Source organism: Methylobacterium sp. 4-46, assembly GCF_000019365.1.
Classification (GTDB): Bacteria; Pseudomonadota; Alphaproteobacteria; order Rhizobiales; family Beijerinckiaceae; genus Methylobacterium.
The window spans coordinates 4,115,638-4,140,745 of the sequence record NC_010511.1 but is presented as its reverse complement, the minus strand read 5'-3'; the positions used below and the strand labels follow the sequence as shown (position 1 = coordinate 4,140,745).

The window sequence follows — 25,108 nt, the reverse complement described above, 5'->3', positions numbered from 1 at the left end:
GCCCGCAGGAGGTGACGAGGGCCCGTCGACGAAGAACGGCAACCAGGGAGGCACGGCCATGACGAGCACGGCCATGATGAGCACCCCCGTGAGCAACGCGGTCCTCGACGCGGTGGTGGTGGGGGGCGGGCCGGCGGGGGCGACCGCCGCGACCGATCTCGCCCGGCTCGGCCGCCGGGTCCTGCTCCTCGACAAGGCGGGGCGCATCAAGCCCTGCGGCGGGGCGATCCCGCCGCGCCTGATCCGCGACTTCGCCATCCCGGACGACCTGCTCGTGGCGAGGATCCGCTCGGCCCGCATGGTCTCGCCCGCCAACCGGGCCGTCGACATGCCGGTCGGCGAGGGCTTCGTCGGCATGGTCGACCGCGCCCCCTTCGACGAGTGGCTGCGCAACCGCGCGGCGTTGGCCGGGGCCGAGCGCCGCACCGGCACCTTCCTGCGCCTCACCCGGGAGGGGGACGGGCTCGTCACCGTGCACCTGCGTCGCCGCGACGGCGAGGCGGAGGCGGTGCGCACCCGGCTGGTGATCGGGGCGGACGGGGCCGCCTCGGCGGTCGGGCGCCAGGAGATCCCGGGCCACGCCAGGATGCGGCAGGTCTTCGCCTATCACGAGGTCGTCCGCACGCCGGCCTCCGGCGCCTTCGAGGCGGCGCGCTGCGACGTCTACTACCAGGGCGCCCTCTCGCCCGACTTCTACGCCTGGATCTTCCCGCACGGCGACACGCTCAGCATCGGCACCGGCAGCGCCCGCAAGGGCTTCTCGCTGCGCCAGGCGGTCGGGCGCCTGCGCGAGGCGACCGGGCTCGACGCGGGCGAGACGCTGCGCCGCGAGGGCGCCCCCCTGCCCCTCAAGCCCCTGCCCCGCTTCGACAACGGGCGCGACGTGCTGCTCACCGGCGACGCCGCCGGCCTCGTCGCGCCGGCCTCGGGCGAGGGCATCTACTACGCGATGCTCGGCGGCAGGCTCGCCGCGGAGGCGGTGCACGAGTGCCTCGCCACCGGCGATGCCCGCGCCCTGGCCCAGGCCCGCCGCCGCTTCCTCAAGGCGCATGGCCGCGTATTCTGGATCCTGCGCCTGATGCAGACTGTCTGGTACCGCAACGACGCGCTCCGGGAGCGCTTCGTCAGCATCTGCCGCGACCCGGACGTGCAGTCGCTCACCTGGGATTCCTACATGAACAAGGAGCTGGTGCGGGCGCGGCCCGCCGCCCACGCGCGGATCTTCTTCAAGGACCTCGCGCACCTGTTCGGCTGGGTCTCCCCGTGAGCGGCCTGCTCGGCGGGTCCGCGGCGCCGGTGATCGTGGCGGCCCTCGCGGGCATCGCGCTCGCCGCGGCGGGCGCGTGGCTCACGGTCATCGATCCCTGGTACGCGGCCCTGCGCGTGCCGGCCTGGAAGCCGCCCGACTGGGCCTTCGGGCCGATCTGGACCGTGATCATCGGCCTCGCGGCCGCGGCCGGGGTCCTGGCCTGGAACGCCGCCCCGGCGGGCCCCGCGCGGACTTGGCTCCTCGTCGCCTTCGCGGTGAACGGTGCCCTCCACGTCGCCTGGAGCGGGCTGTTCTTCCGCCTGCGCCGGCCCGACTGGGCGCTCGCCGAGGTGGCGGCGCTCTGGCTCTCCATCGCGGTGCTGATGCTGGTCGTCGGCCGGCATTCCGGCACCGGGGTGCTGCTCCTGCTGCCCTACCTGCTCTGGGTCGGGGTCGCGGCCTGCCTCAACTGGTCGATCGTGCGCTTCAACGGGCCGTTCTGAGGCGGAGTGGGGGAGCGCGCGTGTCGGACCTGTTCGGGAGCGGCCGCATCGTCGACCTGGTGCTGGCGCTCGTCGCGCTCGAGGCGGTGGCGCTGACGGCGTGGCGGCGGCGGGCCGGGCGGCCGGGCCTGCCCGGTCTCCTCGTCAACCTCGCCTCGGGCGCCTGCCTGATGCTCGCCCTGCGGGCGGCGCTCGTCGGCGCCGCCTGGACCTGGATCGCCCTGGCGCTCGCGGGGGCGGGCATCGCCCACGCGCTCGACCTGCGCTGGCGGCTCCGGGAGCCGGGCGGCGACGCGGGCGCCTGACGATCAGGCCGTCTCCTCGGAGGCGTGCGGCGCCCCGCGCAGCGGGTCCGATCCCGCGCCCGGCCCGACGAAGCGGCCCACCCGCACCGCCAGCATCGGCAGGACCAGGAGGTTCAGCGCCGTCGAGGTCACGAGGCCGCCCAGGATCACGATCGCCATCGGCCCCTCGATCTCGCGGCCGGGCTCGCCGGCCCCGAGCGCCAGCGGCATCAGCCCGAGGCCGGTGACCAGCGAGGTCGCCAGGATCGGCACCAGCCGGTCCCCGGCACCCTCGATCGCCGTCGCGACGCTCCAGGTCCGGCCCTCGACGCCCACCAGGTGGTCGTAGTGGGAGATCATTATGATGGTGTTGCGCAGGGAGATCCCGAACAGGGTCACGAAGCCCACCATCGAGCCGAGCGACAGCACCCGGCCGGTCAGGAACACCGCGAGCACGCCGCCGACCACCGCGAAGGGCAGGTTGGCCACGACGAGCGCGAGGTTGCGCCAATGCCCGGTCACCACGCCGAGCAGCAGCAGGATGCCGAGACCGGCGAAGGCCGAGGAGACCAGGAGGTCCCGCCGCGAGCGCGCCTGCTCCTCGGCGCTGCCCGCGAAGGCCGCGTAGGTGCCGGGCGGCAGCTCGACCTCGCGGGCGACCTTGCGCCGGGCCGCCTCGACGAAGGAGGCGACGTCGCGCCCGACCACGTTCGCCGTCACGGTCTGCACCCTGAGCGCCCCCTGGTGCAGCACCTGGAAGCGCCCCGGCGTCTCGTAGATGTCCGCGACCTGGCGCAGCGTCACGTAGCTGCCGCCGCGGGTGCGCAGCGGCAGCTCGCCGAGGGCGGCGAGCCGCCCGCGCACGGCGGCGTCGAGGATCACGATCACGTTGAAGATCGCGTTGCCCTCGTAGCTCTGCCCGACCGTGTCGCCCTGATAGGCGGTGCGCACGAGTTCGAGCACCTCGACCGCGTCGAGGCCCCAGTGGCGCAGGTCGGCCGGGCGCAGCGAGACGTTGACCTGCGGCAGGCCGGGCGGGGCCGCCTGCTGGATGTCGGCCGCGCCCCTCACCTCGCCGATCTCGCGGGCGACGTCGCGGGCCGCGATCTCCAGCCGCGCGAGGTCCGGGCCGAACAGGTTGATCACCACCGGCGCCGTGAAGCCCGACACCGTCTCCTCGATCCGCTCGGTCAGGAAGGTCTTCAGCGAGAAGGCCGCCCCCGAGAAGCTGGTCATCAGGGCCCGGATCCGCGCCTCGACGGCCTCCTGGCCCTCGCCGTCCAGGGTCGGATCGAGGTCGATATGCACCTCGCTGTAGTGCGGGCCGGCCGTGTCCTGCCCGGCCTCGGCGCGGCCGACCTGCTGGGCCACCGTCCGCACGCCCGGGATCTCCCGCAGGGCCGCCGTGAGGTGGCGCCCCATCCGCACCGATTCCTGCAGGGAGGTGCCGGGCGCGGCCGCCATGTGCAGGATGAAGTGCCCCTCCTTGAGGTCCGGCAGGAAGGTGCTGCCGAAGGTCGGGAGCAGGGCCGCCCCGCTCAGCGTGGCGATGACCGTGAGCCCGCCGACGAGGAGCGGCGCCCGCTCGACCCCGCGCAGCACCCGCTCGTAGCCGCGCCGGCACCAGCGCATCACCGGCGGGTCGTGCGCGGGGGCGCTCTCGCGGCCGGTGAGCAGCATCGTGGCGAGCGCCGGAGTGAGCGTCAGCGCCACCGCCAGGGAGGCGAGCACCGCCAGGATGTAGGCCAGCGCCAGCGGCCCGAACAGCCGGCCCGCGACCCCGGTCAGGGTCAGCACCGGCACGAAGACGAGCAGCACCGCGAAGGTCGCGTAGGCGACGGAGGTGCGCACCTCCAGGATGGCGTCGAGCACGACCCGCGCCTCGGGCCGGCGCAGGCCGAGGCGCCGGTTCTGCCGCAGCCGCCGCACCACGTTCTCGACCCCGATCACCGCGTCGTCCACCACCTCGCCGATCGCGATGGCGAGGCCGCCGAGCGTCATGGTGTTGAGGGTCTCCCCGAAGGCCTGCAGCGCCAGGGCCGCGGCGAGTAGCGAGAGCGGGATCGCCACGCAGGAGATGAGCGAGGTGCGCCAGTCGTTGAGGAAGAAGTACAGCACCACCACCACGAGGGCGCCGCCGAGGGCCAGCGCCTGGATGACGTTGCCGTTCGCCACCGCGATGAAGTTGGCGGGCCGGAAGAGGTCGGCGTGGAGGCGGATGCCCTGCTGCTCCAGGCCCGGGCGCAATTCGGCCAGGGCCGCCTCGACCCGGCGGGTGACCTCGAGCGTGTTGGCGCCGTACTGCGCGCCGATCATGAACAGGACGCCCGGCTCGCCGTCGACCAGGGCGGCGCTGATCGGCGGCTCGGGGGCCTCCACCACGGTCGCGACGTCGCCGAGGACCACGCTCGCGCCGCCCTCGTTGACCAGCACCGTGCGGGCGACCTGCTCGGGCGTGAGGGATTGCCCCTCGGTCTGCAGGGTGATGCGCTGGTTGGGCGTGTCGACGAAGCCGGCCCCGCGCACGCCGGTGGCCCGGCGGGCGGCGGCGAGCACGTCGTTGAGGCCGATATTGAAGCGGATCAGGTCCTTGGGCCGGACCTGGACCTGCAGCGAGCGCACGTCGCCGCCGTAGAGGGAGACCTGCGCGATGCCCGGTACGGCGAGGAGCCGCAGCCGCACGGTCCAGTCCGCCACCGTGCGCAGGTCGAGGGCCGTGCGCGTCGCCGAGGTGATCCCGGCGAGGAGCACGGTGCTGCTCGACGAGGTCAGCGCCGTCATGGTCGGCGGGCCCACCCCCTGGGGCAGCTTGGAGGCGGCGGCGGCGAGGCGCTCGGTGACGAGCTGCCGGTTGCGGAAGACGTCGCTCCCGGCCCGGAACACCACCGTGATGACCGAGAGGCCCTGGATCGAGGCGGAGCGCAGGCTCTCGATCCCCGGCAGGCCGTTGACGACGACCTCGACCGGCAGGGTGACCAGCTGCTCGACCTGCTCGGCGCTCAGGCCCGGCGCCTCGGTCTGCACCACCACGGAGGGGGGTGCGAATTCCGGAAACACGTCGTAGCGCGCTTCCCCGAGGGCGATCGTCCCGTAGGCGAGGAGCGCGAGGGCGAGGGCCAGCACCACGCCGCGGAAGCGGATCGCGGCGCCGACCAGGAGGGCCTGCGGGCCGGAGGACGGCGCGGCCATCTCAGTCGTCGTCGCCCGAGACGCGGATCTGGCTCTTCATCTCCTCCGAGAGGAGCGCCTGGGCGCCGCGCAGCACGATCTCGGTCTCCTCCGGCAGGCCCGCCACCACGAAGGTGTCGGCCGACATCGGCGCGTCCGTGCCGAGGGGGTGGCGGGCGAAGGCGTCGGGGCCGACCCCGCGATAGAACCACGCCCCGCCCTGCCAGTGCACGATCGCGTCCTCCGGCACGGCGATGCCCGCCACCGCGCGGGTCGAGGGCACGAAGACGAGGCAGCTCATCCCGGGCAGGAAGCCGCCGTCGCCCGCGACCGTGTAGAAGTAGCTCAGGCCCTGGATGCGCTGGTCGGTGCGGGTCGCGGGCGAGACGTAGGCGAGGGGCACGCGGGCGCTCTGGGGCGGCACCTCCGCGTAGGCGGTGGCGGGCGGGGCGCCGACGCTCTCGCCCGGCGGCAGCGTCACCTGGACCAGGAAGCGCTCGCGCTCGATCAGCTGCGTCACGAGGCGCGACCGCTCGACGATCGCCCGGCCGATCACCGCGCCCCATTCCTGCTGGGCGGTGGCGGCGAGGGTGCGCAGCTGCGATTCGGCGGCGGCGAGGGAGGCCTCGTCCATGCGGAAGCTGCCCTCGGCGGTCTCGAGCTGGACCGCGGTGGCGTAGGGGCCGAGCGCCTTCGCGCGCTGGTAGGCGCTGCGCGAGACTTCGAGCTTCGCCTGCGCGGTGAGGAGCTGCGCCCGGGCGGCCGCGTAGGCATTCGTGAGGTCGGTGACGCGGGCGAGGTCGACCACCGTGCCGTAGGCCTGCCGCTCCTGGCGGTGCTCGGCGAGGCGCAGCGTCACCGTCTCGACGCCGATCTGGCGGCGCTCGACCGCGCTCAGCTTCACGATGCTGCGCCCCTCCTCGATCACCGCACGGGTGACCCGGGGCGGCGGGGGCTTGCCGACGGGGGCGGCCGCGCGCAGGCGCTCGGGAAGCAGCCACAGGGCCGCTCCCGCGGCGGCGGCGAGCACCAGGAGCGTGCCGAGAGTGCCGAGGAGACGGCGCGGGCGGAAGCGTGACACGGCGGGCGCCTGGACGATGCGGAGGGTCTCGTCCGACCGGGCCCGCATACCCCCCGCATGCGCCGTCCGACCGGCTTTGCGGGGAGGCCTAGCACGGCCGCGGCTTGGCGGAAATGGTGACCCGCCGCGCGCGAACGCGGGCGCGTCCGCGGGTCATCAGCCCCGGCCGCGCTACGGCATGCGCGGCTGCGCCGGTTGCGGCTCGGCTTCCGGGCGGACGGGCAGCGCGCCGATCTCGGCCCCGGCCTCCTGCTCGGCCACGCGCAGATCGTAGGCGGCCTGCAGGTTGATCCAGAACGCGGCGCTCGTCCTGAACCAGTGGCCCAGGCGCAACGCGGTGTCGCCCGTGATGGCGCGCTTGCCGTTGATGATCTGGCCGATGCGGTTGTGCGGCACCTTGATCTGCCGTGCCAGCTCGGTCGGCGTCACGCCGATCTCGTCCAGCGCGTCGGCCAGGATTTCGCCCGGATGGATGGGTGGTCTGCATGCGCCATCCGGTTGATGGCTTCGCCATCTCCGATTTCGGCCATGCGGATGTCGGCTTCGCTCAGGCGCCGCGCTCAGGCGCCGCGCAGGCTCGCGATCCGGGATCCGCTTCGATCAAGCCGATCCCGGATCAGGCCGCCCGCACGGAATCGAGGAAGCGCGCGACCTCCCCGCCCAGGGTCTCGGCCTGGCTCGCCAGGTCGGTGGCGGAGGCGAGCAGGCGGGCCGAGGCGGCACCGGTCTCCTCCGCGGCCCCGGCGACGCCCGCGATGGTGCGGGTGACCGCGCCCGTCCCGAGGGCGGCCCGCGCGACGTTGTGGCCGATCTCGCGCGCCGCCTCGCCCTGCCCGGCCACCTCCGCGGCGATCGCCTCGGACCCGAGGCTGATCCGGCCGATCACCCCGGAGATCCGGCCGATCGCCGCCACCGCCGCCCCGGTCGAGCCCTGGATCCGGCCGATCTGCCCGGTGATCTCGTCCGTCGCGCGCGCGGTCTGCGCGGCGAGGTGCTTGACCTCGGCGGCGACGACCGCGAAGCCGCGCCCGGCCTCGCCCGCCCGCGCCGCCTCGATGGCGGCGTTCAGCGCCAGCAGGTTGGTCCGGGCCGCGATCGCCGCGATCAGCCCCGCCACGTCCCCGATCTGGCCCGCGGCGGCGCTGAGATCCCCTACCACCGCCCGGGTGCGGGCCGCCTCCTCGACCGCGCTCCGGGCGAGGTCGGCGGAATCCCGCACCTCGCGGCCGATCTCGCCGACCGAGGCGGCGAGGGCTTCGGCGGCGGCGGTGACCGCCGCGACGTGCGCGGCGGCGCCCCCGGCGGCGCCCGACACGGTCGCGGAGCGCTCGGCCGTCGCGGCCGCATTCCAGGCGAGTCCCTCCGCCGCGCGCTGCAGCTCCCGCGCCGCGTCGGCGACCGCCGCGATGATGCGCCCGACCCGGGCCTCGAAGCGCTCCGCCACCGCCTGCATGGCGGCGCGCTGGGCGAGCGCCCGCCGGCGGCCCTCCTCCTCCTGCGCGGCGCGGATCCGGCGCCGCTCGCTCACGCCCTCGCGGAGGCGTTCGGCCGCCTCGGCGAGCGCGCGGACCTCGCGCGGGCCGCCCGGCGGCAGGGCCGGAGCCTCCTCGCCCCGACCGATCGCCGCGATGGTCCGCGACACCAGGACGAGCGGCCGGGCGATGGCGCGCGCGATCGCCGCCGCCAGCAGGACCGAGAGGCCGACCGCGCCGAGCCCCGCGCCGGTCCAGGCCGCGAGCGCGCGGCCCGCCTCGGCCCGCACCGCCCGCGCAGCCTCGCGCATCTCCGCCGTCAGCCGGTCCTCGACCCCCTTCAGGCCCTCGATCCGGCGCGTCGCCAGCCCGAACCACGCGGGCGCGTCGCGGAAGGCGAGCGGGGAGCCCGGCGGCGCGTCGAGGACGAGGCGGCGCAGCCGCGCCACCTCCCGGGACGCCTCCTGGGCCTCGACCGCCGCGACCGCCTCCGCGGCGTCCGGCTCCGCCCAGAGGCGGAAGGCGCCCTCCCGCGCGGCCTGGCTGGCCGCCAGCCCCGCGAGGCGCTCGAACGCCGCGAGGTCGGCGCTGCCCGCCGCGAAGATCGCCGCCGCGGTGGCCCGCTCGCGCCCCGCCTCCTCCTTGAGCGCCAGCAGCGCCGCGTAGGCGAGGAGCCGCGCCGCGATCGCCGGGTGCGCGGCGCGGCGCGACAGCTCCCCGACCATGCCGAGCGCCTCGTCGATCAGGCCCGTGTAGAGGGCGAGGTTCTGCTTGGCCGTCGCCGCCAGCGCGTCGACCGCGGACCGGTGGCCGCGCAGCAGCGCGGGCGCCCGGCGCAGCGCCGCGGCGCGGCGCGCGAGCCCCTCGCCGGGATCCGCCGCCTCGGCGGGGAGGATCTCCGTCAGGGCGGCGAGGGCGGCGTCCGTCCGCTCGCGCTGGGCCGCCACCTCGGCCCGGAACTGGCCGCCCTTCGCGCCGAGGAACAGGTTCGACGCGCCGCGCTCGATCTGCGTCTCGTGGACGAAGCGGCTCAGCGCCGCCGCGAGGTCGACGTGCCGCTCGACCCGGCCCATCTCGTCCCACTGCCGCGCCCGCTCGCTCCCCGCCAGCAGCACGGCGCCGGCGAGGACGAGACACGGCGCCAGGGCCGCGAGGACGATGCGCGCCGCGAGCGATCGGGTGTGGTGCAGAATCGGCATGGGGCCCTTCCGGAGGCCCGTACACTGTCGCGCGAGGCGTAAATACCAGTCTAACAATTTACGAATTGCGCCGTGATCTCACCGTGACCGAAACAGCACGGCCCCTGCCGCTTCGGCAGGGACCGTCCCGACGAGCCGCAACTCTCGGTCAGGGCCGCGGCAGGGGTCCTCCGGCGAGTTCCGGATAGTCCTTGAGCATGCTGGCGCCGTTGAGGGGCTTGGCGAGGCCCTGGTGGCAGGTGGTGCAATTGGCCTTGGGCGGGTCGCCCTCCGGGCCGAGGCGCACCTGCGGCAGGGCCGGAGCGAGCGGCTCGATGTAGGAGCCGTTGATGTCGCGCACCATCCGGATGCCGTGCCAGGCCGTCACGCGCTTGGGCGTGCTCTCGCCCCAGTTCGAGAAGGCGCGGCTGTTGTGGCAGTAGGTGCAGTTGACCCCGAGCCCCTCCGACATGTGGATCATCAGCGAGTAGGTCTTCTCGGTGGTCATGATCGGCTTGCCGGGGCTCACCGGCAGGGCCGTGGTCGCGGCGACCCGGATCGCGCCGTTGTCGATGCCCTTGTCGCCGAGCAGGTCCTTGAACGGGTCGTAGGGCAGCGAGGCGAGGCCCGCCGCGAGGCTCGGGTGGTTCTGGCCGTTGTCGCGGGCCGCAAAGCCCAGGGCATGGGCCGGGCCCGGGTTGTTGTGCCAGACATTCGCCGGCACCGGGTTGCCGCGGTGGCAGGTGTAGCAGGTCACGCCGGTGGTGCCGACGTGGTTCTTCCAATCGGCGTTGACGTGGCGGGTCATGCGCAGCATCGCGCGCGCCACCGTCTTGGCGTAGACGCTGTCATCGGCCATGTTCTCGACGTTGTGGCAATAGGCGCAGCCCTGCTCGGGCGAGACCCACTCGGTGATCGAGACCATCACGCGGTTGAACTGGTCGGTCGTGAGGTCGGTGAGGACCTGGACGTTCTGGTAGGTCTGGGTCGCGGGCTCGCCGCCGGGAGGCGCCGGGTCCTGCGGGGTCGGGACCGTGTTGGCGGCGAGGAGCGCGGCCTGGGTGCGGGGGTTCGTCACCTGCACCATGCCGGTGCCGCGGTAGCCGACCTGCTCGGAGCGCACGGGGGGATGGGTCCAGCCCGCCGTGCCGAGCATCGCGCCCGTCAGCAGCACCGCGACGACGACGCCGAGGAGTTGAAGGGCCAATCTCATCGCGCGCCTCCCGTCAGGCTCAGGGGATCGACCACCGGCCCGTAGACCGCCGGATAGCTCGGGGCGACGCCGTGCTTGACGGCCCAGAGGTACCAATTGTCGACGACGGTGCCGGTGAGCAGGATGCCGATGCCGCCGGTGAGCGTGGTCAGGACCGCGAACCACCACGCCCAGCGATGGACGGATTCCATCGTGGCGTTGAAGCCCATGGTCCAGCGCCAGAACAGGGCGGCGCGCTCGGTGGCGGTGCCCCGGTCCACGATCTGCTCGATCTCGCGCTCGGAGCCATAGCGGCTGGTGGCCAGGATGGTGGCCCCGTGCATGGCGAAGAGCAGCGTCGACCCGTACAGGAAGACGATCGAGAGCATGTGGAAGGGGTTGTAGAACAGGTTGCCGTAGCGCAGCGAGAAGGCGGCGGTCCAGTCGAGGTGCGGGAAGATGCCGAACGGCACCGCCTCGCTCCAGGACCCCATCAGGATCGGCCGGATGAAGCCGAGCACGAGGTAGAGCCAGATCGCCGAGGCGAAGGCCCAGGGCACGTGGTAGCCGAGCCCGAGCGCCTTGGCGCGCCGGTACATCCGGAACCACCAGAGCAGGATCGAGACGGTCAGGAAGAAGCCGGCGAGCAGCCACCAGCCGCCCTCCGCCATCGGCGGCAGGATCATCAGCCCGTATTGCGGGCGCGGCGGCTCCAGGGCGAGCCAGGGCAGCTGGCGCAGGAACTGGATCGGGTCCCAGTTCACCGAGGCCCACATGTTGAGGCCGATGATCTCGAAGGCGATGAACCCGCTCACCAGGGACAGCGTGCCGGTCGTGCCGAGGTAGATCGGGCCGACCTGCGCGTTGCCGACGAGGCCCGCGAGATAGTTGAAGTGGCCGGTGCCGACCCGCTTCTCGATGTGCGGGATGCTGACCCCGGGCTCAGGGCGCAGGGGATGCACCTGCACCTGCGTGTAGATGTTCTGGTAATACCCCATGGCGGCGGATGCCTTCTTCAGGGTGACGGTGCGGGGAGCGGTTCAGCGCCAGACCGGCAGGTTCAGCCACCAGCCCCACCATTCGGGCCAGCCGCGGGTCCAGAACGGGCCGCTGATGACGATGCAGACGGCGCTCCAGAAACCCGCCGAGAGGGCGAGGAACAGGCCGAGCCGGTGGATGCCGATCGTGCCGATCGAGTAGCCGATCGTGTCACGGAAGTAGGTGTCCTCGTGCTCCGGCGTCTTCACCACCTCGCCCTTGCCGGGATTGGTCGCGGACAGGATCATCGAGCCGTGAAGCGCCAGCGCGAAGGTCGTCGTGAAGAAGAACGTCACGCCGAGCATATGGGCCGGATTGTAATGGAAGTGCAGGTACTGGTAGCCGACGTTCGACACCCAGTCGAGATGGCTCAGGATCCCGTACGGGAAGCCGTGCCCCCAGGCGCCCATCAGGAAGGGGCGGATCACCACGAGGGTGACGTAGGCGAGGATCGCCACCGAGAAGGCGAAGGGAACGTGGTAGCCGATGCCGAGCTTGCGGCAGATCTCGACCTCGCGCAGCGCCCAGGAGCAGAAGGCCCCGATGGCGCAGACGGTGATGAGCTGCCACAGCCCGCCCTCGCGCAGCGGGGCGAGGGCCAGCCCGTACTTGAGGTCGGGCGGCGCGATGCTGATCTGCCAGACGTTCCAGGTCGGGCCGAGCGCCGCGCCCCAGAGGATCAGCCCGGTGCCGAGCAGGCTGAAGAAGATCGTCGTGACCCCGAAGAACCCGACGTAGAAGGGCCCGACCCAGAAGTCGAACAGGTCGCCGCCGAGCAGCGTGCCGCCGCGGACCCGGTATTTCCGCTCGAAATTCAGCATGGCCATGGTGGCCGCCTCCCCGCGATGGAGCGCAGTCGCCCGCGGGCGGTGCCCCGGTGTCGGTCCGGGCCGCCGTCCGCGGTGTGGAGCGCCGAGAGCGGCGCCCCTTTCGGGCCGTCAGGTCGGCAGCACGAGGCTGTGCGGGATCTCGGCCCTCTTCACCGCGGGCCCCTCCAGCCAGTTGAACCGGTTGGTGCTGAGCAGGATGAAGTGGATCAGGATCGCGAGCGTGAACAGGAAGACGGCCAGCGCCACCAGGGTGCGGCGCGGATCGAACAGAAGCCAGATCTTGTGCATGGCGAGAGCTCCGTCCTCAGCCGATGAAGGGCAGGAGGCCGTGGGCGGCGTAGGTCACGCCGTCCGTCAGCGACGAGTAGCCGTTCGGTCCCGGCAGCCAGGGCCGCCACAGCCAGACGAGGAAGTGGGCGACCACCGCGATCGCCGTGAAGATGATGAAGCTGGTGACGAAGATTCCGTGGAATTCCTTCGCCTCCTCCTCGGTCAGTCCCGAGAGGGTACTTGGTTTGTCCATTCCATTGGCCATTGCCGAACCTCCGGATGCGGGTCCGCGCGGGGCTGCCGCGCGGGGGTGGTCGCCCGCCCCCGCGCGGCGGGAACGGGCGGTCTCTCCGTCGCCGGGACGGCGACGGAAACTCTCCGGTCGGCCCTGCGGGCCGGTGGCCGGCAAACCGGGGGGCCGGGGGCCGCCCGGGTTCAGCCCATGAAGGCGAAGGGGATGGCCGAGAGCGCCATCGCCCGCGCCTCGCCGAACACGGAGCGCCGCAGCCCCGGGGGCGTGACGCCGCGGCCCGGGAGCACGCGCTGGACGACGGCCGCCGCCAGGAAGACCGGGTAGGTCGCCGCCAGGATCAGGCGGAACTGGGCCTGTTCCGACCGGGAGCGCGAGGCCGTGGTGAACGGACGGGTCATGCGTCTGATCTCCTCCCTGGCGCGCTCCGCGCGCGTGCCGAATCCGTGGCGCGCTCCGCGCGCGTGCCGTGTCCGTGACGCGCTCCGCGCCTGCCAAATCCCTGGGGCGCGCCGCGCGATGACCGCGCGGCGCGCGCATTCCGTCGTGCTCGACCGCGGGCGGCGCGGCCCGCGGCGGGCGGCCGGGGCCGCCCGTCACCCGCCGCCGGGGGGATCAGGCGGCCGCGGCGAGGGCGCTGCGGGCGCGCTCGACGCAGAGTTCCGTGACCCGCTCGGCGCCGACCCGCTGCGCCTCGCGCTCGGCGGCGTCGCGCAGGCGCTTGGCGTAGGAGATCCGCACCAGGACGGGGCTCGCCGCCACCGAGGCGTCGAGGCGCGCCCGCGCCTCCTCGTCCCAGGGCAGTTCGCGGTGCGCGCGGGCCGGCGTCGCCTCGACGGCGTCGAGGTCGCGGGCGAGCGGCAGGATGTGGAAGAGCGCGTCGAAGAGCGCGTTGCAGACTTCCTGCACGAGGTAGGTCGCGCCCGCATAGCCCATGAAGGGCGTGCCGGTGTGGCGCCGCACCACCGCCCCCGGGAACGAGGCCGGGATGTAGACCGCCCGGCCCCCGCTCTCGGCGAGGTACATCCGCTCATTGTAGGAGCCGAACAGCACCAGCGGCGGCGTCTCCCGGATCGCCGCCCGGACGGCGGCGTTGTCGGGCTTGACCCCGGCCGTGCGCGCGAAGGCGAAGCGGCAGGGCAGTCCCATCTCCTCCTCCAGGAAGTGGCGCAGGCCCCGCGCGTAGGTCTCGGTCGCGACCACCCCGAAGCTCGCCGAGCCGAAGAAGTCCTGCGTGACCGAGCGCCAGAGGTCCCAGAGGGGCTTCAGCGTGGTGTGCTTCTCGCGCACGATGAAGGGTTCGGGATCGAGGTCGAGGATCTCGCCGAGGGCGCGCAGGAACTTGGTGGTGCTGTGGATGCCGAACGGCGCCTGAAGGTAGGGCCGGTCGAGGGACTCGCACAGGAGCCGGCCGAATTCGCGGTAGAGGCAGATGTTGGCGTCCGCCTCGACGAGGCGGGGGATGTCCGCGAGGTGGCAGCCGAGCGGGAAGACGAGGTTCACCTCGGCGCCGATCCCCTCGACGAGCCGCCGGATCTCGGCGAGGTCGGAGGGCGTGTTGAAGCTGCCGTAGGCCGGCCCGATGATGTTGACCCGCGGCCTCACCGCCGGGGTGCGGGCCGGGCGGGGCGGGATCGCGCCCTTCCGGGCCGCCTTCTTCAGCCCGTACTCGGCCCAGAGCCAGGACAGGGCGCGGTCGGCCGCCTGCCACTGATCCTCGTCGATGGTGCGGGGCAGGAAGCGCTGGAGGTTGGTCCCCTCGGGGGTGACGCCGCCGCCGATCATCTCGGCGATCGAGCCGGTGACCACGACGCTCGGCTGGCTCGGGTCGAGGGTGGCGTGGGCGCGCTTCATCGCGCCCTCGGTGCCGTGGCGGCCGAGTTCCTCCTCGGCGAGGCCGGTCACCACGATCGGCAATTCGTGCGGGGGCAATGCGTCGGTGTAGTGCAGCACCGAGGTCACCGGCAGGTTCTCGCAGCCGACCGGGCCGTCGATGACGACCTGCAGGCCCTTCACCGCGGTGAAGACGTAGACGGCGCCCCAGTAGCCGCCGGCGCGGTCGTGATCGAGGACGAGCATCAGGCGCCCTCCCCGATCGGCGCCGGGGCGGGGGCGCGCTTCGGGGGCGCGCGGCGCTGCGGCACGTCCTCCCAGATCCCGGCCGCGTGGCCCTCGCCGACGCCTTCGAAGAAGGCGCGCATGGCGGAGAACCGCTCCCGCTGGGCGAGCGCCCCGTTCACGACCTGGGCGAGCGAGCCCGCCCCGGCAATGCCCATCAGCGGGCGCGCCGAGATCAGGTTGGTGAAGTAGAGGGCGGGGATCGCCCGCTCCTTGGCCCTCTGCACGACCGGCGTGGTGCCGACCGCGAGGTCGGGCCGGAACTCCTCAAGGGCGGCGAGATCCTGCTCCAGGGAGGCGCGGAACTGCACCCGGGTGCCGCGCGCCTCCAGCCACGCCCGGTCGTCCTCCGCGAAGCGGGTGCGCGGGCAGGCGGTGCCGACATAGGGCAGTTCGGCCCCGCTCTCGACGAGGAGCCGGGCCACGATGAGTTCGGACCCCTCGTAGCCCGACAGCGTGATCCGCCCGCGGATCGGGTTGGCGGCGAGCGCCCCGCGGATCGCCGGCAGGATCCGGTTCTTGGCCGCCTCGACGGTGAGGCGGGCGACCCCGCAGGCCTCGCCGACCGCGTCGAGCCAGGCGGCGGTGCCCTCGTGGCCCACCGGCGCCGAGCCGAGGACCGTCCGCCCGGCCGCCTCGAACTCGCGGATCGCCGCGGTGTAGAAGGGATGGATCGCCGCGACGGCGGCGCAGTCGAGGGCCGCGTAGAGCTCCCGCCACTCCCGCGTCGGCACGACCGGGCCGGGGCTGAGCCCGAGCGGCTCGAGCAGGGCGCCGATCTGCACCGGGTCGGCCGGGAACATCTCGCCGAGCAGCGTCACGGTCGGGCGACCGTCGCGGCCCTGGCGCGGCGCCGCGACCGGTCCCCGCTCGGCCTCGGCCCGCGCGACCCGCAGCATCGCGCCGGCGAGCACGTCCTTGGCCTCGGCATGGGTCGGCACCCCGAAGCCCGGCACGTCGATGCCGATGATGCGCACCCCGTCGATCTCCCGCGGCAGCAGCCGAAGGGGCACGCCGGAGGCGGTCGGCACGCAGAGATTGATCACCACCACGGCGTCGCACTGGGCCGGGTCGGCCACCGCCCGGACGGCGTCGCGGATGTCCTCGAACAGCTTGCCGGTGACCAGGGTCTCCGAGTTGAAGGGCACGTAGCCGACCGTGCGGCGCGCCCCGTAGAAGTGCGACGTGAAGGTGAGCCCGTAGACGCAGCAGGCCGAGCCCGACAGGATCGTGGCCGTGCGGCGCATGCGCAGCCCCACCCGCAGGGCGCCGAAGGCCGGGCACATGCTCTGGGGCTGGTCGTGGGGGCCCGCCGGGTAGTCGCGCCGGAGCGCCTGCAGGGTCTCGCCCATGCCCGCCGCCTCGGCGGCGGCGCGCAGCTGCGCCCGTCCGGCGTGGCAGCCGGGCCCGTCCGGCGCCGGAATCGGGTCCGGCCCGGGAGCAGCCGGCTCCGGCCCCTGCCGGGCCTCGCCGCGGGCGCGCAGCGCCCCGATGTCGAGAGAGGCGCCCATGCTCACACCGCGTCGTAGACGACTTCGAGGGAGGCCCGCGGCTGGACCGGCCGGCCGCGCATGTCCTCGTCGCTCGCCGGGTCCAGGACCACGCCGCGGCCGACCGCCTCGCCCTTGAACAGGCCGAGCAGCGCGTCCTGGCTCAGGGGAAGCGGCTGGTGGGGCGCGGCCGCCGCCACGTTGGCGGCGAGTTCGGCGAAGAGCGGTCCCCAGCGGCCGTCGGGCCGGCCGATGATCTCGTAATTGGCGCTCTTGCGGCGGATGTCGTCGTCGGCCGGGATCGAGGCGAGCACCGGGATGCCGGCGCTCGCCGCGAAGGCCTGCGCCTCCCCGGTGCCGTCGTCCTTGTTGATGACGAGGCCGCCCACCCCGACATTGCCGCCGAGCTTGCGGAAATACTCCACCGCCGAGCAGACGTTGTTGGCGACGTAGAGCGATTGCAGGTCGTTCGAGCCGACGACGATGACCTTCTGGCACATGTCGCGGGCGATCGGCAGGCCGAAGCCGCCGCAGACCACGTCGCCGAGGAAGTCGAGCAGGACGTAGTCGAAGCCCCATTCGTGGAAGCCGAGCTTCTCCAGCAGTTCGAAGCCGTGGATGATGCCGCGCCCGCCGCAGCCGCGGCCCACCTCCGGTCCGCCGAGTTCCATGGCGAAGACGCCGTCGCGCTTGAAGCAGACGTCGCCGATCGCCACCGCCTCGCCCGCGAGCTTGCGGCGGGTCGAGGTCTCGATGATGGTCGGGCAGGCCCGGCCGCCGAACAGCAGCGAGGTGGTGTCGCTCTTCGGATCGCACCCGATCAGCAGCACCCGCCGCCCCTGCTGGGCGAGCATGTAGGACAGGTTGGCGAGGGTGAAGCTCTTGCCGATGCCCCCCTTGCCGTAGATCGCGATCACCTGGGTCTCGCGCCGGGCCGCGCCCTCCCGCGGATCGGGCGGCGCGACCGAGGGGCCCGCCGGGCGGGGATCGGGGTGGCGGAGAGCGGCTGCGTGCGGGGCGGCAGTCATGAGCGGGCTCTCCAGTCGAGGACCATCTTGAGGCAGGCGGGATCGGTGAGGGCCGTGCGGTAGGCGCTCGCGGCCTGCGCGGCGGGCCGGCGGTGGCTGATCAGGCCGTCGAGGCCGAGCGCGCCCGCGCGCACGAGGCCCGCGACCGCGTCGAGGTCGCCGGGCCGCCACTGCGCCGAGACCCGGAGGCGCGCCTCGCGCAGGAAGGCCGGCGGGAAGGCGAAGGAGAGCGGCGCCTCGTAGAAGCCCGCCAGCACCACCTCGCCCCCGGGCGCGAGGCGGGCGATCAGCCCGTCGAGGAGGCCGGCATCGCCGCTCGCGTCGGTGATGCGGGCGTAGCGCCCGGTCTCGTCGGCGGCCGGGTCGAGCACCGGGTAGCCGTGCTCGCCGCCGCGGCGGGCCGGATCGCGCTCCCAGACCACCGGGTCCTGACCGCTGAGCCGGGCGAGGCGCGCCAGGAGGCGCCCGAGCACGCCGTGCCCGACGACGAGGTGGCGCTCGCCGCGCTCCGCCCCCGCCAGGGCGTGGTAGGCGGTCGCGGCGAGGGCCAGCAGGATGCCGCGCTCGCCGAGCGCCGCGTCGATGGGCAACAGGCGCGCGCCCTCGACCACGAGGTGCGAGGCCGCGCCGCCGAACAGGCCGCGCACCGGGCCGAAGCAGCGGGCGCCGGGCACGAAGACGGTCTCGCCGGGGCGGCGGCCGGATTCGGGGCCGGCCTCGACCACGCGCCCGACCGACTCGTAGCCGGGGACCAGGGGATAGCCCATGCCGGGGAAGTCCGGCATCCGGCCCGACCAGAGCAGGCGCTCGGTGCCGGTGCTGATGCCGCTCCACGCCACTTCGACCACGGCGTCGGCCGGGCCGGGCGAGTCGAGGGCGAGCCGGTCGAGGCCGAGGCGTTCGGGCCCGTCGAGGATCACGGCCAGCGCGTGCATGCGATCCGCCCCTCCCAGCGCTGCGTCGGCAGCGGTGCCGCTTCGTGCGGCTCATGTCAGTTTAGATTGCCACGGTGTGGCGTCAAGTTGAGTTTACACTTTTGACACGGATCCGCGGCGCGCGACGAGGAGTCGGACCAGGAGCGGGCGGCGGGTGGCGCGCTCGCGGATGTCGCCGAAGCCGGCCTGCCGCAGCATCGCGGCGAGTTCCTCCGCGCGGCGCGGGCGCCCGCTGCCCATGGCGAGGAGGTAGAAGCCGAAATAGGCGTCGCCGACCGGCTCGGCGCCCCGCGTCCCGGCCATCGGCTCGGCGAGGAGCAGGGTTCCGCCGGGCGGCAGGGCGTCGTGGGCGGCCCGCAGCAGGGCGGCGGCGGGCGCATCGTCGTGGTCGTGCACCACGCGCACCAGGGAGATCAGGTCGGCGCCGGGCGGCAGCCCGTCGTGGAAGCTGCCGCCGAGGGCGGTGGCGCGCCCGCCCAGCCCCTCCTCGGCGAAGCGCCGCGCGGCGCGGGCCGCCACCGGGGGCAGGTCGAACAGGGTGACGGCGAGGTGGGGCGCGCGCCGCGCGGCCGCCACCGCGAAGGCGCCCTCCCCGCCGCCGACGTCGAGGAGCCGGCGGTGCCGGGCGAGCGGGTAGGCGTCGAGGATGTCGCCCGCGACGAGGGCCTGGGAGGCCCCCATCAGGGCGCCGTAGGGCGCGACGGCGGCCTCGCCGAGGGCGGCGGGCGCCGCGGATCCCGCATAGGCCCAGTAGCCCGCGAGCCGGCTCGGCCCCGCCCGCCCGCGCAGGAGCGCCACGGGGTCGCGCAGGTCGTCGTAGAGCAGGGCGTGGTGGGCGATCATCGCGCCCACCGAGGGATTGCCGAGGAGGGCCGCGCCGAGATCCGCCAGGGCGAAGCGGCCGTCCGGCAGGGCGGTCAGGAGGTCGAGGGAGGCGGCGGCGCGCAGGAGGCACAGCGCCCGCTCCGGCGGCAGGTCGAGGCGGCGGGCGATGCAGTCGGGCGCCAGGGGGCCGTCCGCGAGCAGGCGAAAGAGGTCGAGCGCGACGCAGGCCGCCAGCACCTGCGCGTAGACGAAGCCGGCGCAGAGGTCGAACAGGGCCCGCGCGTTGCGGCGCGCGACCGGGCGCGTCGGCGGGAAGGCGGCGGCGAAGCGCTGGAAGCGCGGGCTGGCGATCAGCCGGTGGCGGAGCGCGAGCCAGCGCTCGCGCCAGGGGCGGGGGGGCGGGGCGGCCGGTCGGGCCGTCAGCGCGTGCGGGCCGGTGCCGTGCATGGGCGATGCTCCGGGCGAGGGAATGGCGGGGCGTGCGGGTCCGGCGGAGGCCTTGCCCCTCCCGCCGGGCACTCCCCTCTCCGGGCCCGTCGGGCCCGGAGAGCGCGGGAGGCGCTCGCCTACGCGACCAGGCTCTGGGCCACCCGCGCCGGCAGGAAGAGCCGCGTCTGGGCCTGGATCTCGCGCCGGAGGCTCTCGGCGCCGGGGCAGTCCGGGATCACCGCCACCGCCTCCTGGGCGAGGTCCGCGAGGCGCCGCAGGGCCCCGTCGAGGCCGAGGAGCGCCGCGGCGTTGGGCCGCCCGAGGGTGGCGTCGCGCCCGACCGGCTTGCCCACCTCCTCCTGGCGGCAGGCCACGTCGCGCAGGTCGTCCGCCACCTGGTAGGCCTCGCCCAGATACTCTCCGAGCAGCCGCCAGGGCATCGCCTCGGCCCCGGCCGCCGCCGCCCCGGTCACGGTCGCGGCCGCGAAGAGCGCGCCCGTCTTGGCCTGCTGGTAGGCCGAGAGGCCGACGCTCGGCTCCGATTCCCAGGCCTGCCCGGCCACGATGCCGGCGGGCGAGCCCACCGCGCGCGCGACCAGCCCGACCAGGGTGCCGAGCCGCTCGGGCACCCGCGCGGCGCCGCGCGCCAGCGTCTCGAAGGCGAGCACGATCAGCGCGTCGCCGGCGAGCAGCGCGATCGGCTCGCCGAAGGCGACGTGCACGGAGGGCTTCTGCCGGCGCATCGGCGCGTCGTCGAAGCAGGGCAGGTCGTCGTGCACGAGCGAGGCGCAGTGCAGGAGTTCGATCGCGGCCGCGGCCGCGTCGGACGCCGCCGGGTCGTCGTCGCCGCAGGCCCGCGCCACCGCGAGGCACAGGCGCGGCCGGATCCGGTGCCCGCCCGGGAAGACCGCGTAGCGGATCGCCTCCGCCAGGAGCGGCGGCGCCCCCGGCGCCTCCGCGTGGGACACGGCCACGTCAAGGGCCCGCTCGATGCGCCCACCGTCGTCCATGCGCCTCTCCCTCCGTCCGGGGTCATTCTGCCGGTATCATTCTGCCGGTGTCATTTTGTTTGAACGCCAGAAACTGTCCACTATGATTGACACTCTTGGGCCGGGAGATCAACGGCGTGACGGACGAACGGGTGGTGGTGATCGGGGCGGGAATCGGCGGGCTGGTGGCGGCCCTCGGCCTTTCGGCCGCGGGCCTGAACGTCACCGTGGTGGAGAAGGCGGCCGCGCCGGGCGGCAAGATGCGCGCGGTGGCGGCCGGCCCGCGCCGGGTCGAGGCCGGCCCCACGGTCTTCACCATGCGCTGGGTGTTCGAGGAGATCTTCTCCGAGGCGGGCGCCGACCTCGCCGCCCGGGTCTCGCTGACGCCGGCCGGCATCCTGGCGCGGCACGCCTGGAGCGCGGGGGAGCGCCTCGACCTCTTCGCCGACCCGGCCCGCTCGGAGGCGGCGATCGCGGATTTCGCCGGCCCCCGGGAGGCGGAGGGGTTCCGCCGCTTCCGCGCCCGCGCGGCCGAGATCTACCGCACCCTCGAGACCCCCTTCATCCGCGAGCCCCGCCCGAACCCGCTGGAACTCGCCCTGCGGGTCGGGCCCCGGGGCCTCGGCGACCTCTGGCGCATCCAGCCCTTCGCGACGCTCTGGACCGCGCTCTGCGCGCATTTCCGCGACCCGCGCCTGCGCCAGCTGTTCGGGCGCTACGCGACCTATTGCGGCTCCTCGCCCTTCGAGGCGCCCGCGACCCTGATGCTGGTCGCGCACGTGGAGCAGGAGGGGGTCTGGACGATCGCCGGCGGGCTGTCGCGCCTCGCTGCCGCCGTGGCGGAGCTCGCCGCCGAGAAGGGCGCCGCCCTGCGCTACGGGGCCGAGGCGACCGGGATCGTCACGGCGGGCGGGCGCGTCGCCGGGGTCGCCCTGGCGAGCGGCGAGCGCCTCCCGGCGACCCGCGTCGTCGCCAACGCGGACGTGGCGGCCCTCGCCGCGGGCCTGTTCGGGCCGGAGGCGGCGCGGGCGGTCGACCCGGTCCCGCGCGAGGCGCGCTCGCTCTCGGCGGTCACCTTCGCGGTGGCCGGCCGCCCGGACGGCTTCCCCCTGGTGCGCCACAACGTGTTCTTCTCGCGCGACTACCAGAGCGAGTTCGTGGACCTGACCCGGCGGCGGCGCCTGCCGGAGGACCCGACCGTCTACGTCTGCGCCCAGGACCGCGGCGACGACGGCGTGCCGGAGACGGGCCGGGGCCCGGACCACGCGCCGGAAGCCCTGCTCGCCCTCGTCAACGCGCCCGCCCGCGACGAACCCTTTTCCCCGCAGGAGATCGCCCGATGCCACGCCACGATGAGCCGGCGGCTGTCCGCCTGCGGCCTGACGCTCGCGCCGGAGGCCGAGACGGTGACGGCGCCGCCGGATTTCGCGACGCTCTTCCCGGGGACCGGGGGGGCGCTGTACGGCCGGGCCTCGCACGGCTGGACGGCGTCCTTCCGCCGGCCGGGGGCGCGCACGCGGCTGCCGGGCCTCTACCTGGCGGGGGGGAGCGCGCATCCGGGGCCGGGCGTGCCGATGGCAGCCCAGTCGGGCCGGCTCGCGGCGCGGCAGGTGCTGCGGGACCTCGCTTCGACCTGAGCGTGCCGCCCGGCGGCTACGCGTGGTGGTACGTGGACGGCGTCAGCGACGACGGCCGCCACGGCCTCACCGTCATCGCCTTCCTGGGCAGCGTGTTCTCGCCCTACTACGCCTGGAGCGGGCGCCAGGACCCGCTCGACCACAGCGCGGTCAACGTCGTGCTGTACGGGGCGCCGGCCCGCTGGGCCATGACCGAGCGCCGCCGCCGCAGCGTGGCGCGGGACGCCGCCTCGCTCAGCATCGGCCCGAGTTCCCTCGCCTGGGACGGCAGCGCCCTGACGATCCGGGTCAGCGAGGTGACGGCCCCCCTGCCCTCGCGCCTCTCGGGCACGATCCGGGTCTACCCGCGCGGGATCACGCCCGGCCCCTTCACCCTCGACGCGGAGGGGCGCCACCGCTGGTGGCCGATCGCCCCCGCCTCGCGGATCGAGGTGGACCTCGACCGGCCCGCCCTGCGCTGGCGCGGCCACGCCTACTTCGACACGAATGACGGCGACACCCCCCTCGAAGCCTCGTTCCGGAGCTGGACGTGGTCGCGCGCGACCCTCCGCCACGGCGCCGCGATCCTGTACGACGTGCTGCGGCGGGACGGCACCCGGCAGGACCTCTCGCTGCGCTTCGACCCGGACGGGACGCCGCGCCCGATCGAGCCGCCGATCCCGGCCGCGCTGCCGCCGACCCTCTGGCGCCTGAAGCGGGCGACGCGCAGCGACGACGGGCAGGCCAGGGTGCTGCGCCGCTTCGAGGACGCGCCCTTCTACTCCCGCTCGCAGCTCGCGGCGCGGATCTGCGGCGAGGCGGTCGAGCCGGTGCACGAGGCGCTCTGCCTCGACCGCTTCCGCCACCCGCTGGTGCGGCTGATGCTGCCCTTCCGCATGCCGCGCGCCCTCGGCTGAGGGCGGCGCGCGGGCCGGACGGTCCGGCTCTTGCCTGCGCGGGTGCGGTGGCGCCAGGCTGCGCCGCGCGGAGGGTCTTCTGGCGTCATGTTGCCGGCGGTGTTCGATCTCACGGCCCTGCGGGCGCTCTACGCGTCCGGGGCCTTCACGCCCCTCGACCTCGCCGAGACGCTCAGCGCGCGCATCGCCGGGGCGGACCCGGCCATCTTCATCACGCCCGCCCGCGCGGGCGCCCTGCGGGACGCGGCGAGGGAGCTGATGGAGCGGGCGCCGGAGCCCGGCAGCCTGCCCCTCTGGGGCGTGCCCTTCGCGGTGAAGGACAACATCGACGTGGCGGGGCTGCCGACCACCGCCGCCTGCCCGGCCTTCGCCACCACCGCGCCGGCCGACGCCGCCGTGGTGGCGCGCCTGCGGGCGGCGGGCGCCCTCGTGGTGGGCAAGGTCAACCTCGACCAGTTCGCGACCGGCCTCAACGGGACGCGCTCGCCCTACGGGGCGCCGCGCAGCGTCTTCGACGACGCCTACATTTCGGGCGGCTCCAGCTCCGGCTCCGCAGTCGCGGTCGCGTCGGGCCTCTGCGCCTTCGCCCTCGGCACCGACACGGCCGGCTCCGGCCGGGTGCCGGCGGCGTTCAACAACCTCGTGGGCATCAAGCCGACCAAGGGCCTCCTCAGCGCGCGCGGCCTCGTCCCGGCCTGCCGCAGCCTCGACTGCGTCTCGATCTTCGCCCTCACGGTGGGCGACGCGGCGGCGGTGCGCCGGATCGCCGAGGGCTTCGACCCGGACGACCCCTACTCGCGGCGCGGCGCTCCGCGCCCGCTGCCGGCCCGGCCCCGGCTCGGGGTGCTGGCCGGGGCGGAGCGCGAGTTCTACGGCGATGCCGAGACCGCGCGCCTCTACGACGAGGCCGCGTCCCGCGCCGAGGCGCTCGGCTGCCCCCTGGTGCCCTTCGATTACGGGCCGTTCCGCGAGGCGGCGGAGCTGCTCTACGAGGGCCCCTGGGTGGCCGAGCGGCTCGCGGCGATCGAGTCCTTCGCGGCGGCGAACCCGGACGCGCTCGACCCCGCGGTGCGCCGCATCGTCGAGTCCGCCCGCGCCTTCTCGGCCGCGGATGCCTTCCGGGGCCAGTACCGGCTGGAGGCGCTGCGGCGGCGCACGGAGGCGACCTGGGAGCGGGTCGACGCGCTGCTCCTCCCCACGGCGCCCACCACCTACACGGTCGAGGCGATGCGGGCCGACCCGATCGCCCTCAACAGCCGGCTCGGGCGCTACACCAACTTCGCCAACCTGCTCGACTGCGCGGCGGTCGCGGTGCCGGCGGGGTTCCGCGCGGACGGGCTGCCCGCCGGCGTCACCCTGGTCGCCCGGGCCTTCCAGGACGACGCCCTCCTGCCCCTCGCCGACGCGCTCCACCGCGCGGCGTCGTGCGGGCTCGGCGCGCGGCGCGACGCGCCGCTGCCGGAGGAGAGCCGCGTCGGGGCGGAGCCCGAGGAGCGGCTGGCGATCGTGGTGGTGGGGGCGCACCTGTCGGGCATGCCCCTCAACCGCGAACTCACCGCCCTCGGCGGCCGGCTGCTGCGGGAGGCCCGCACGGCGCCCGACTACAGGCTCTACGCCCTGCCGGGCACGCAGCCGCCGAAGCCCGGGCTCGTGCGGGTTCCGGGCCATGCCGGCCCCGGGCTCGCGGTCGAGGTCTGGACCCTCGACCCCGCCGCCTTCGGGCGCTTCGCGGCCGCGATCCCCGCCCCCCTCGGGCTCGGTCGCATCACCCTCGACGACGGCAGCGCCGTCCCGGGCTTCCTGTGCGAGGCGCACGCGGTGGCCGGGGCCGAGGAGGTGACGCATCACGGCGGCTGGCGCGCCTACATGGCCGCCCGGGCCGGCTGAGCGCCGGCGGGACGGCCCGCGAAGCAGGGCCGGGACGGGTCGGCCGACGACGCGGCCCCGCTCCGCCGCAGTCTTCCCCGCGGCGCGGGCGGCCCGCCTGCCCGTCCGCCCGCCTGCGAGGCATGATCCCGCCACAACACCGCGCCGGGCCGGCACGGCGGACGAGAGACGAGCGCTCCGGGATCGAGGACGAGACCGCCGCGCGCGCCGCCCGATCGCTGCCGCCCCGCCGGACTGAACTCGCCCTCTTCGCCAGAATGTCTCGACGAAAACCTGCGCTCCAGTCCCGCCCGAGCGCCGCCGTCTCGCAGTTCTTGCGAGCTCGGAACCGGACAGTACCGGATGACGGAGGGGCTGCG

Annotated in this window: 22 protein-coding genes; 6 read left to right on the top strand and 16 right to left on the bottom strand. The window is 74.8% G+C overall.

Annotation, left to right across the window (positions count from 1 at the left end; genetic code table 11):
* Positions 1 to 58 precede the first annotated feature (58 nt).
* From M446_RS17805 to M446_RS17795, 3 genes are read left to right on the top strand one after another with little or no spacing between them, the layout of a single operon-like run.
* Complete coding sequence (locus M446_RS17805; RefSeq protein ID WP_012333491.1) at positions 59 to 1,267, top strand: geranylgeranyl diphosphate reductase; 1,209 nt, start codon at positions 59 to 61, stop codon at positions 1,265 to 1,267.
* Complete coding sequence (locus tag M446_RS17800) at positions 1,264 to 1,752, top strand: TspO/MBR family protein (RefSeq protein ID WP_012333490.1); 489 nt, start codon at positions 1,264 to 1,266, stop codon at positions 1,750 to 1,752. Before M446_RS17805 ends, M446_RS17800 begins: the two co-directional genes overlap by 4 nt.
* A 20-nt stretch (positions 1,753 to 1,772) precedes the next feature.
* Positions 1,773 to 2,057 (top strand): hypothetical protein, encoded by a 285-nt coding sequence (locus M446_RS17795; protein ID WP_012333489.1) that lies wholly within the window; start codon positions 1,773 to 1,775, stop codon positions 2,055 to 2,057.
* A 3-nt stretch (positions 2,058 to 2,060) separates the two neighbouring features.
* Here M446_RS17795 and M446_RS17790 read toward each other — a convergent pair whose 3' ends face one another.
* The 16 genes from M446_RS17790 to M446_RS17715 form a co-directional block, all read right to left on the bottom strand.
* Entirely contained in the window at positions 2,061 to 5,225 is a 3,165-nt protein-coding gene (locus tag M446_RS17790) for an efflux RND transporter permease subunit (protein WP_012333488.1), read from the bottom strand.
* Between the two features lies 1 nt (position 5,226).
* Positions 5,227 to 6,333, bottom strand: a complete 1,107-nt coding sequence (locus tag M446_RS17785; RefSeq protein ID WP_012333487.1) for a multidrug transporter — start codon at positions 6,331 to 6,333, stop codon at positions 5,227 to 5,229.
* Positions 6,334 to 6,456: 123 nt separating this feature from the next.
* Positions 6,457 to 6,759: a HigA family addiction module antitoxin gene (locus M446_RS17780; protein ID WP_043701368.1), complete on the bottom strand. Its 303-nt coding sequence runs from the start codon at positions 6,757 to 6,759 to the stop codon at positions 6,457 to 6,459.
* A 142-nt stretch (positions 6,760 to 6,901) separates the two neighbouring features.
* A complete protein-coding gene (locus M446_RS17775; RefSeq protein WP_012333486.1) occupies positions 6,902 to 8,956 on the bottom strand; it encodes a methyl-accepting chemotaxis protein in 2,055 nt (684 codons plus the stop codon).
* A gap of 148 nt (positions 8,957 to 9,104) precedes the next feature.
* Positions 9,105 to 10,148, bottom strand: coding sequence for a photosynthetic reaction center cytochrome PufC (gene pufC, locus M446_RS17770; protein ID WP_043701366.1), 1,044 nt, complete (start codon positions 10,146 to 10,148; stop codon positions 9,105 to 9,107).
* Entirely contained in the window at positions 10,145 to 11,125 is a 981-nt protein-coding gene (pufM, locus tag M446_RS17765; protein ID WP_012333484.1) for a photosynthetic reaction center subunit M, read from the bottom strand. The genes pufC and pufM overlap by 4 nt, the downstream gene beginning before the upstream one ends.
* A gap of 42 nt (positions 11,126 to 11,167) precedes the next feature.
* Positions 11,168 to 11,992: a photosynthetic reaction center subunit L gene (gene pufL / locus M446_RS17760; RefSeq protein WP_012333483.1), complete on the bottom strand. Its 825-nt coding sequence runs from the start codon at positions 11,990 to 11,992 to the stop codon at positions 11,168 to 11,170.
* 111 nt (positions 11,993 to 12,103) lie between these two features.
* Positions 12,104 to 12,283, bottom strand: coding sequence for a light-harvesting antenna LH1, alpha subunit (gene pufA, locus M446_RS17755; RefSeq protein WP_012333482.1), 180 nt, complete (start codon positions 12,281 to 12,283; stop codon positions 12,104 to 12,106).
* Between the two features lie 16 nt (positions 12,284 to 12,299).
* Positions 12,300 to 12,530 carry a light-harvesting antenna LH1, beta subunit gene (gene pufB / locus M446_RS17750; protein WP_012333481.1) on the bottom strand — a complete coding sequence of 77 codons (231 nt, stop codon included), beginning with the start codon at positions 12,528 to 12,530 and terminating at the stop codon, positions 12,300 to 12,302.
* Between the two features lie 170 nt (positions 12,531 to 12,700).
* Positions 12,701 to 12,916: a hypothetical protein gene (locus tag M446_RS17745; protein WP_012333480.1), complete on the bottom strand. Its 216-nt coding sequence runs from the start codon at positions 12,914 to 12,916 to the stop codon at positions 12,701 to 12,703.
* Positions 12,917 to 13,130: 214 nt separating this feature from the next.
* Entirely contained in the window at positions 13,131 to 14,594 is a 1,464-nt protein-coding gene (gene bchZ / locus M446_RS17740; protein WP_012333479.1) for a chlorophyllide a reductase subunit Z, read from the bottom strand.
* Positions 14,594 to 16,144 carry a chlorophyllide a reductase subunit Y gene (bchY, locus tag M446_RS17735; RefSeq protein WP_012333478.1) on the bottom strand — a complete coding sequence of 517 codons (1,551 nt, stop codon included), beginning with the start codon at positions 16,142 to 16,144 and terminating at the stop codon, positions 14,594 to 14,596. The genes bchZ and bchY overlap by 1 nt, the downstream gene beginning before the upstream one ends.
* Before the next feature lie 2 nt (positions 16,145 to 16,146).
* Positions 16,147 to 17,151, bottom strand: coding sequence for a chlorophyllide a reductase iron protein subunit X (locus tag M446_RS17730; RefSeq protein WP_012333477.1), 1,005 nt, complete (start codon positions 17,149 to 17,151; stop codon positions 16,147 to 16,149).
* Positions 17,148 to 18,086, bottom strand: coding sequence for a chlorophyll synthesis pathway protein BchC (gene bchC / locus M446_RS17725; RefSeq protein WP_012333476.1), 939 nt, complete (start codon positions 18,084 to 18,086; stop codon positions 17,148 to 17,150). The genes M446_RS17730 and bchC overlap by 4 nt, the downstream gene beginning before the upstream one ends.
* A gap of 93 nt (positions 18,087 to 18,179) precedes the next feature.
* Positions 18,180 to 19,358: a methyltransferase gene (locus M446_RS17720; RefSeq protein WP_012333475.1), complete on the bottom strand. Its 1,179-nt coding sequence runs from the start codon at positions 19,356 to 19,358 to the stop codon at positions 18,180 to 18,182.
* A gap of 119 nt (positions 19,359 to 19,477) precedes the next feature.
* Positions 19,478 to 20,350 (bottom strand): polyprenyl synthetase family protein, encoded by an 873-nt coding sequence (locus M446_RS17715; protein WP_012333474.1) that lies wholly within the window; start codon positions 20,348 to 20,350, stop codon positions 19,478 to 19,480.
* A 116-nt stretch (positions 20,351 to 20,466) separates the two neighbouring features.
* Here M446_RS17715 and crtD point away from each other — a divergent pair, with 116 nt between their 5' ends.
* From crtD to atzF, 3 genes are all read left to right on the top strand, one after another.
* Complete coding sequence (crtD, locus tag M446_RS17710) at positions 20,467 to 21,966, top strand: 1-hydroxycarotenoid 3,4-desaturase CrtD (protein ID WP_012333473.1); 1,500 nt, start codon at positions 20,467 to 20,469, stop codon at positions 21,964 to 21,966.
* 2 nt (positions 21,967 to 21,968) lie between these two features.
* The gene (locus M446_RS17705) at positions 21,969 to 22,862 is read left to right on the top strand and encodes a carotenoid 1,2-hydratase (protein ID WP_012333472.1); all 894 of its coding nucleotides are present in this window, start codon (positions 21,969 to 21,971) and stop codon (positions 22,860 to 22,862) included.
* Between the two features lie 87 nt (positions 22,863 to 22,949).
* Positions 22,950 to 24,749 carry an allophanate hydrolase gene (gene atzF, locus M446_RS17700; protein WP_012333471.1) on the top strand — a complete coding sequence of 600 codons (1,800 nt, stop codon included), beginning with the start codon at positions 22,950 to 22,952 and terminating at the stop codon, positions 24,747 to 24,749.
* Positions 24,750 to 25,108 lie beyond the last annotated feature (359 nt).

Excerpts from the sequence above, each read along its gene's own strand:
- M446_RS17805 (WP_012333491.1), top strand. The coding sequence starts at position 59 with ATGACGAGCACGGCCATGATGAGCACCCCCGTGAGCAACGCGGTCCTC.
- M446_RS17790 (WP_012333488.1), bottom strand. The coding sequence starts at position 5,225 with ATGGCCGCGCCGTCCTCCGGCCCGCAGGCCCTCCTGGTCGGCGCCGCG.
- M446_RS17785 (WP_012333487.1), bottom strand. The coding sequence starts at position 6,333 with ATGCGGGCCCGGTCGGACGAGACCCTCCGCATCGTCCAGGCGCCCGCC.
- M446_RS17775 (WP_012333486.1), bottom strand. The coding sequence starts at position 8,956 with ATGCCGATTCTGCACCACACCCGATCGCTCGCGGCGCGCATCGTCCTC.
- pufC (WP_043701366.1), bottom strand. The coding sequence starts at position 10,148 with ATGAGATTGGCCCTTCAACTCCTCGGCGTCGTCGTCGCGGTGCTGCTG.
- pufM (WP_012333484.1), bottom strand. The coding sequence starts at position 11,125 with ATGGGGTATTACCAGAACATCTACACGCAGGTGCAGGTGCATCCCCTG.
- pufL (WP_012333483.1), bottom strand. The coding sequence starts at position 11,992 with ATGGCCATGCTGAATTTCGAGCGGAAATACCGGGTCCGCGGCGGCACG.
- pufA (WP_012333482.1), bottom strand. The coding sequence starts at position 12,283 with ATGCACAAGATCTGGCTTCTGTTCGATCCGCGCCGCACCCTGGTGGCG.
- pufB (WP_012333481.1), bottom strand. The coding sequence starts at position 12,530 with ATGGCCAATGGAATGGACAAACCAAGTACCCTCTCGGGACTGACCGAG.
- M446_RS17745 (WP_012333480.1), bottom strand. The coding sequence starts at position 12,916 with ATGACCCGTCCGTTCACCACGGCCTCGCGCTCCCGGTCGGAACAGGCC.
- bchZ (WP_012333479.1), bottom strand. The coding sequence starts at position 14,594 with ATGCTCGTCCTCGATCACGACCGCGCCGGCGGCTACTGGGGCGCCGTC.
- bchY (WP_012333478.1), bottom strand. The coding sequence starts at position 16,144 with ATGGGCGCCTCTCTCGACATCGGGGCGCTGCGCGCCCGCGGCGAGGCC.
- M446_RS17730 (WP_012333477.1), bottom strand. The coding sequence starts at position 17,151 with ATGACTGCCGCCCCGCACGCAGCCGCTCTCCGCCACCCCGATCCCCGC.
- bchC (WP_012333476.1), bottom strand. The coding sequence starts at position 18,086 with ATGCACGCGCTGGCCGTGATCCTCGACGGGCCCGAACGCCTCGGCCTC.
- M446_RS17720 (WP_012333475.1), bottom strand. The coding sequence starts at position 19,358 with ATGCACGGCACCGGCCCGCACGCGCTGACGGCCCGACCGGCCGCCCCG.
- M446_RS17715 (WP_012333474.1), bottom strand. The coding sequence starts at position 20,350 with ATGGACGACGGTGGGCGCATCGAGCGGGCCCTTGACGTGGCCGTGTCC.
- atzF (WP_012333471.1), top strand. The coding sequence starts at position 22,950 with ATGTTGCCGGCGGTGTTCGATCTCACGGCCCTGCGGGCGCTCTACGCG.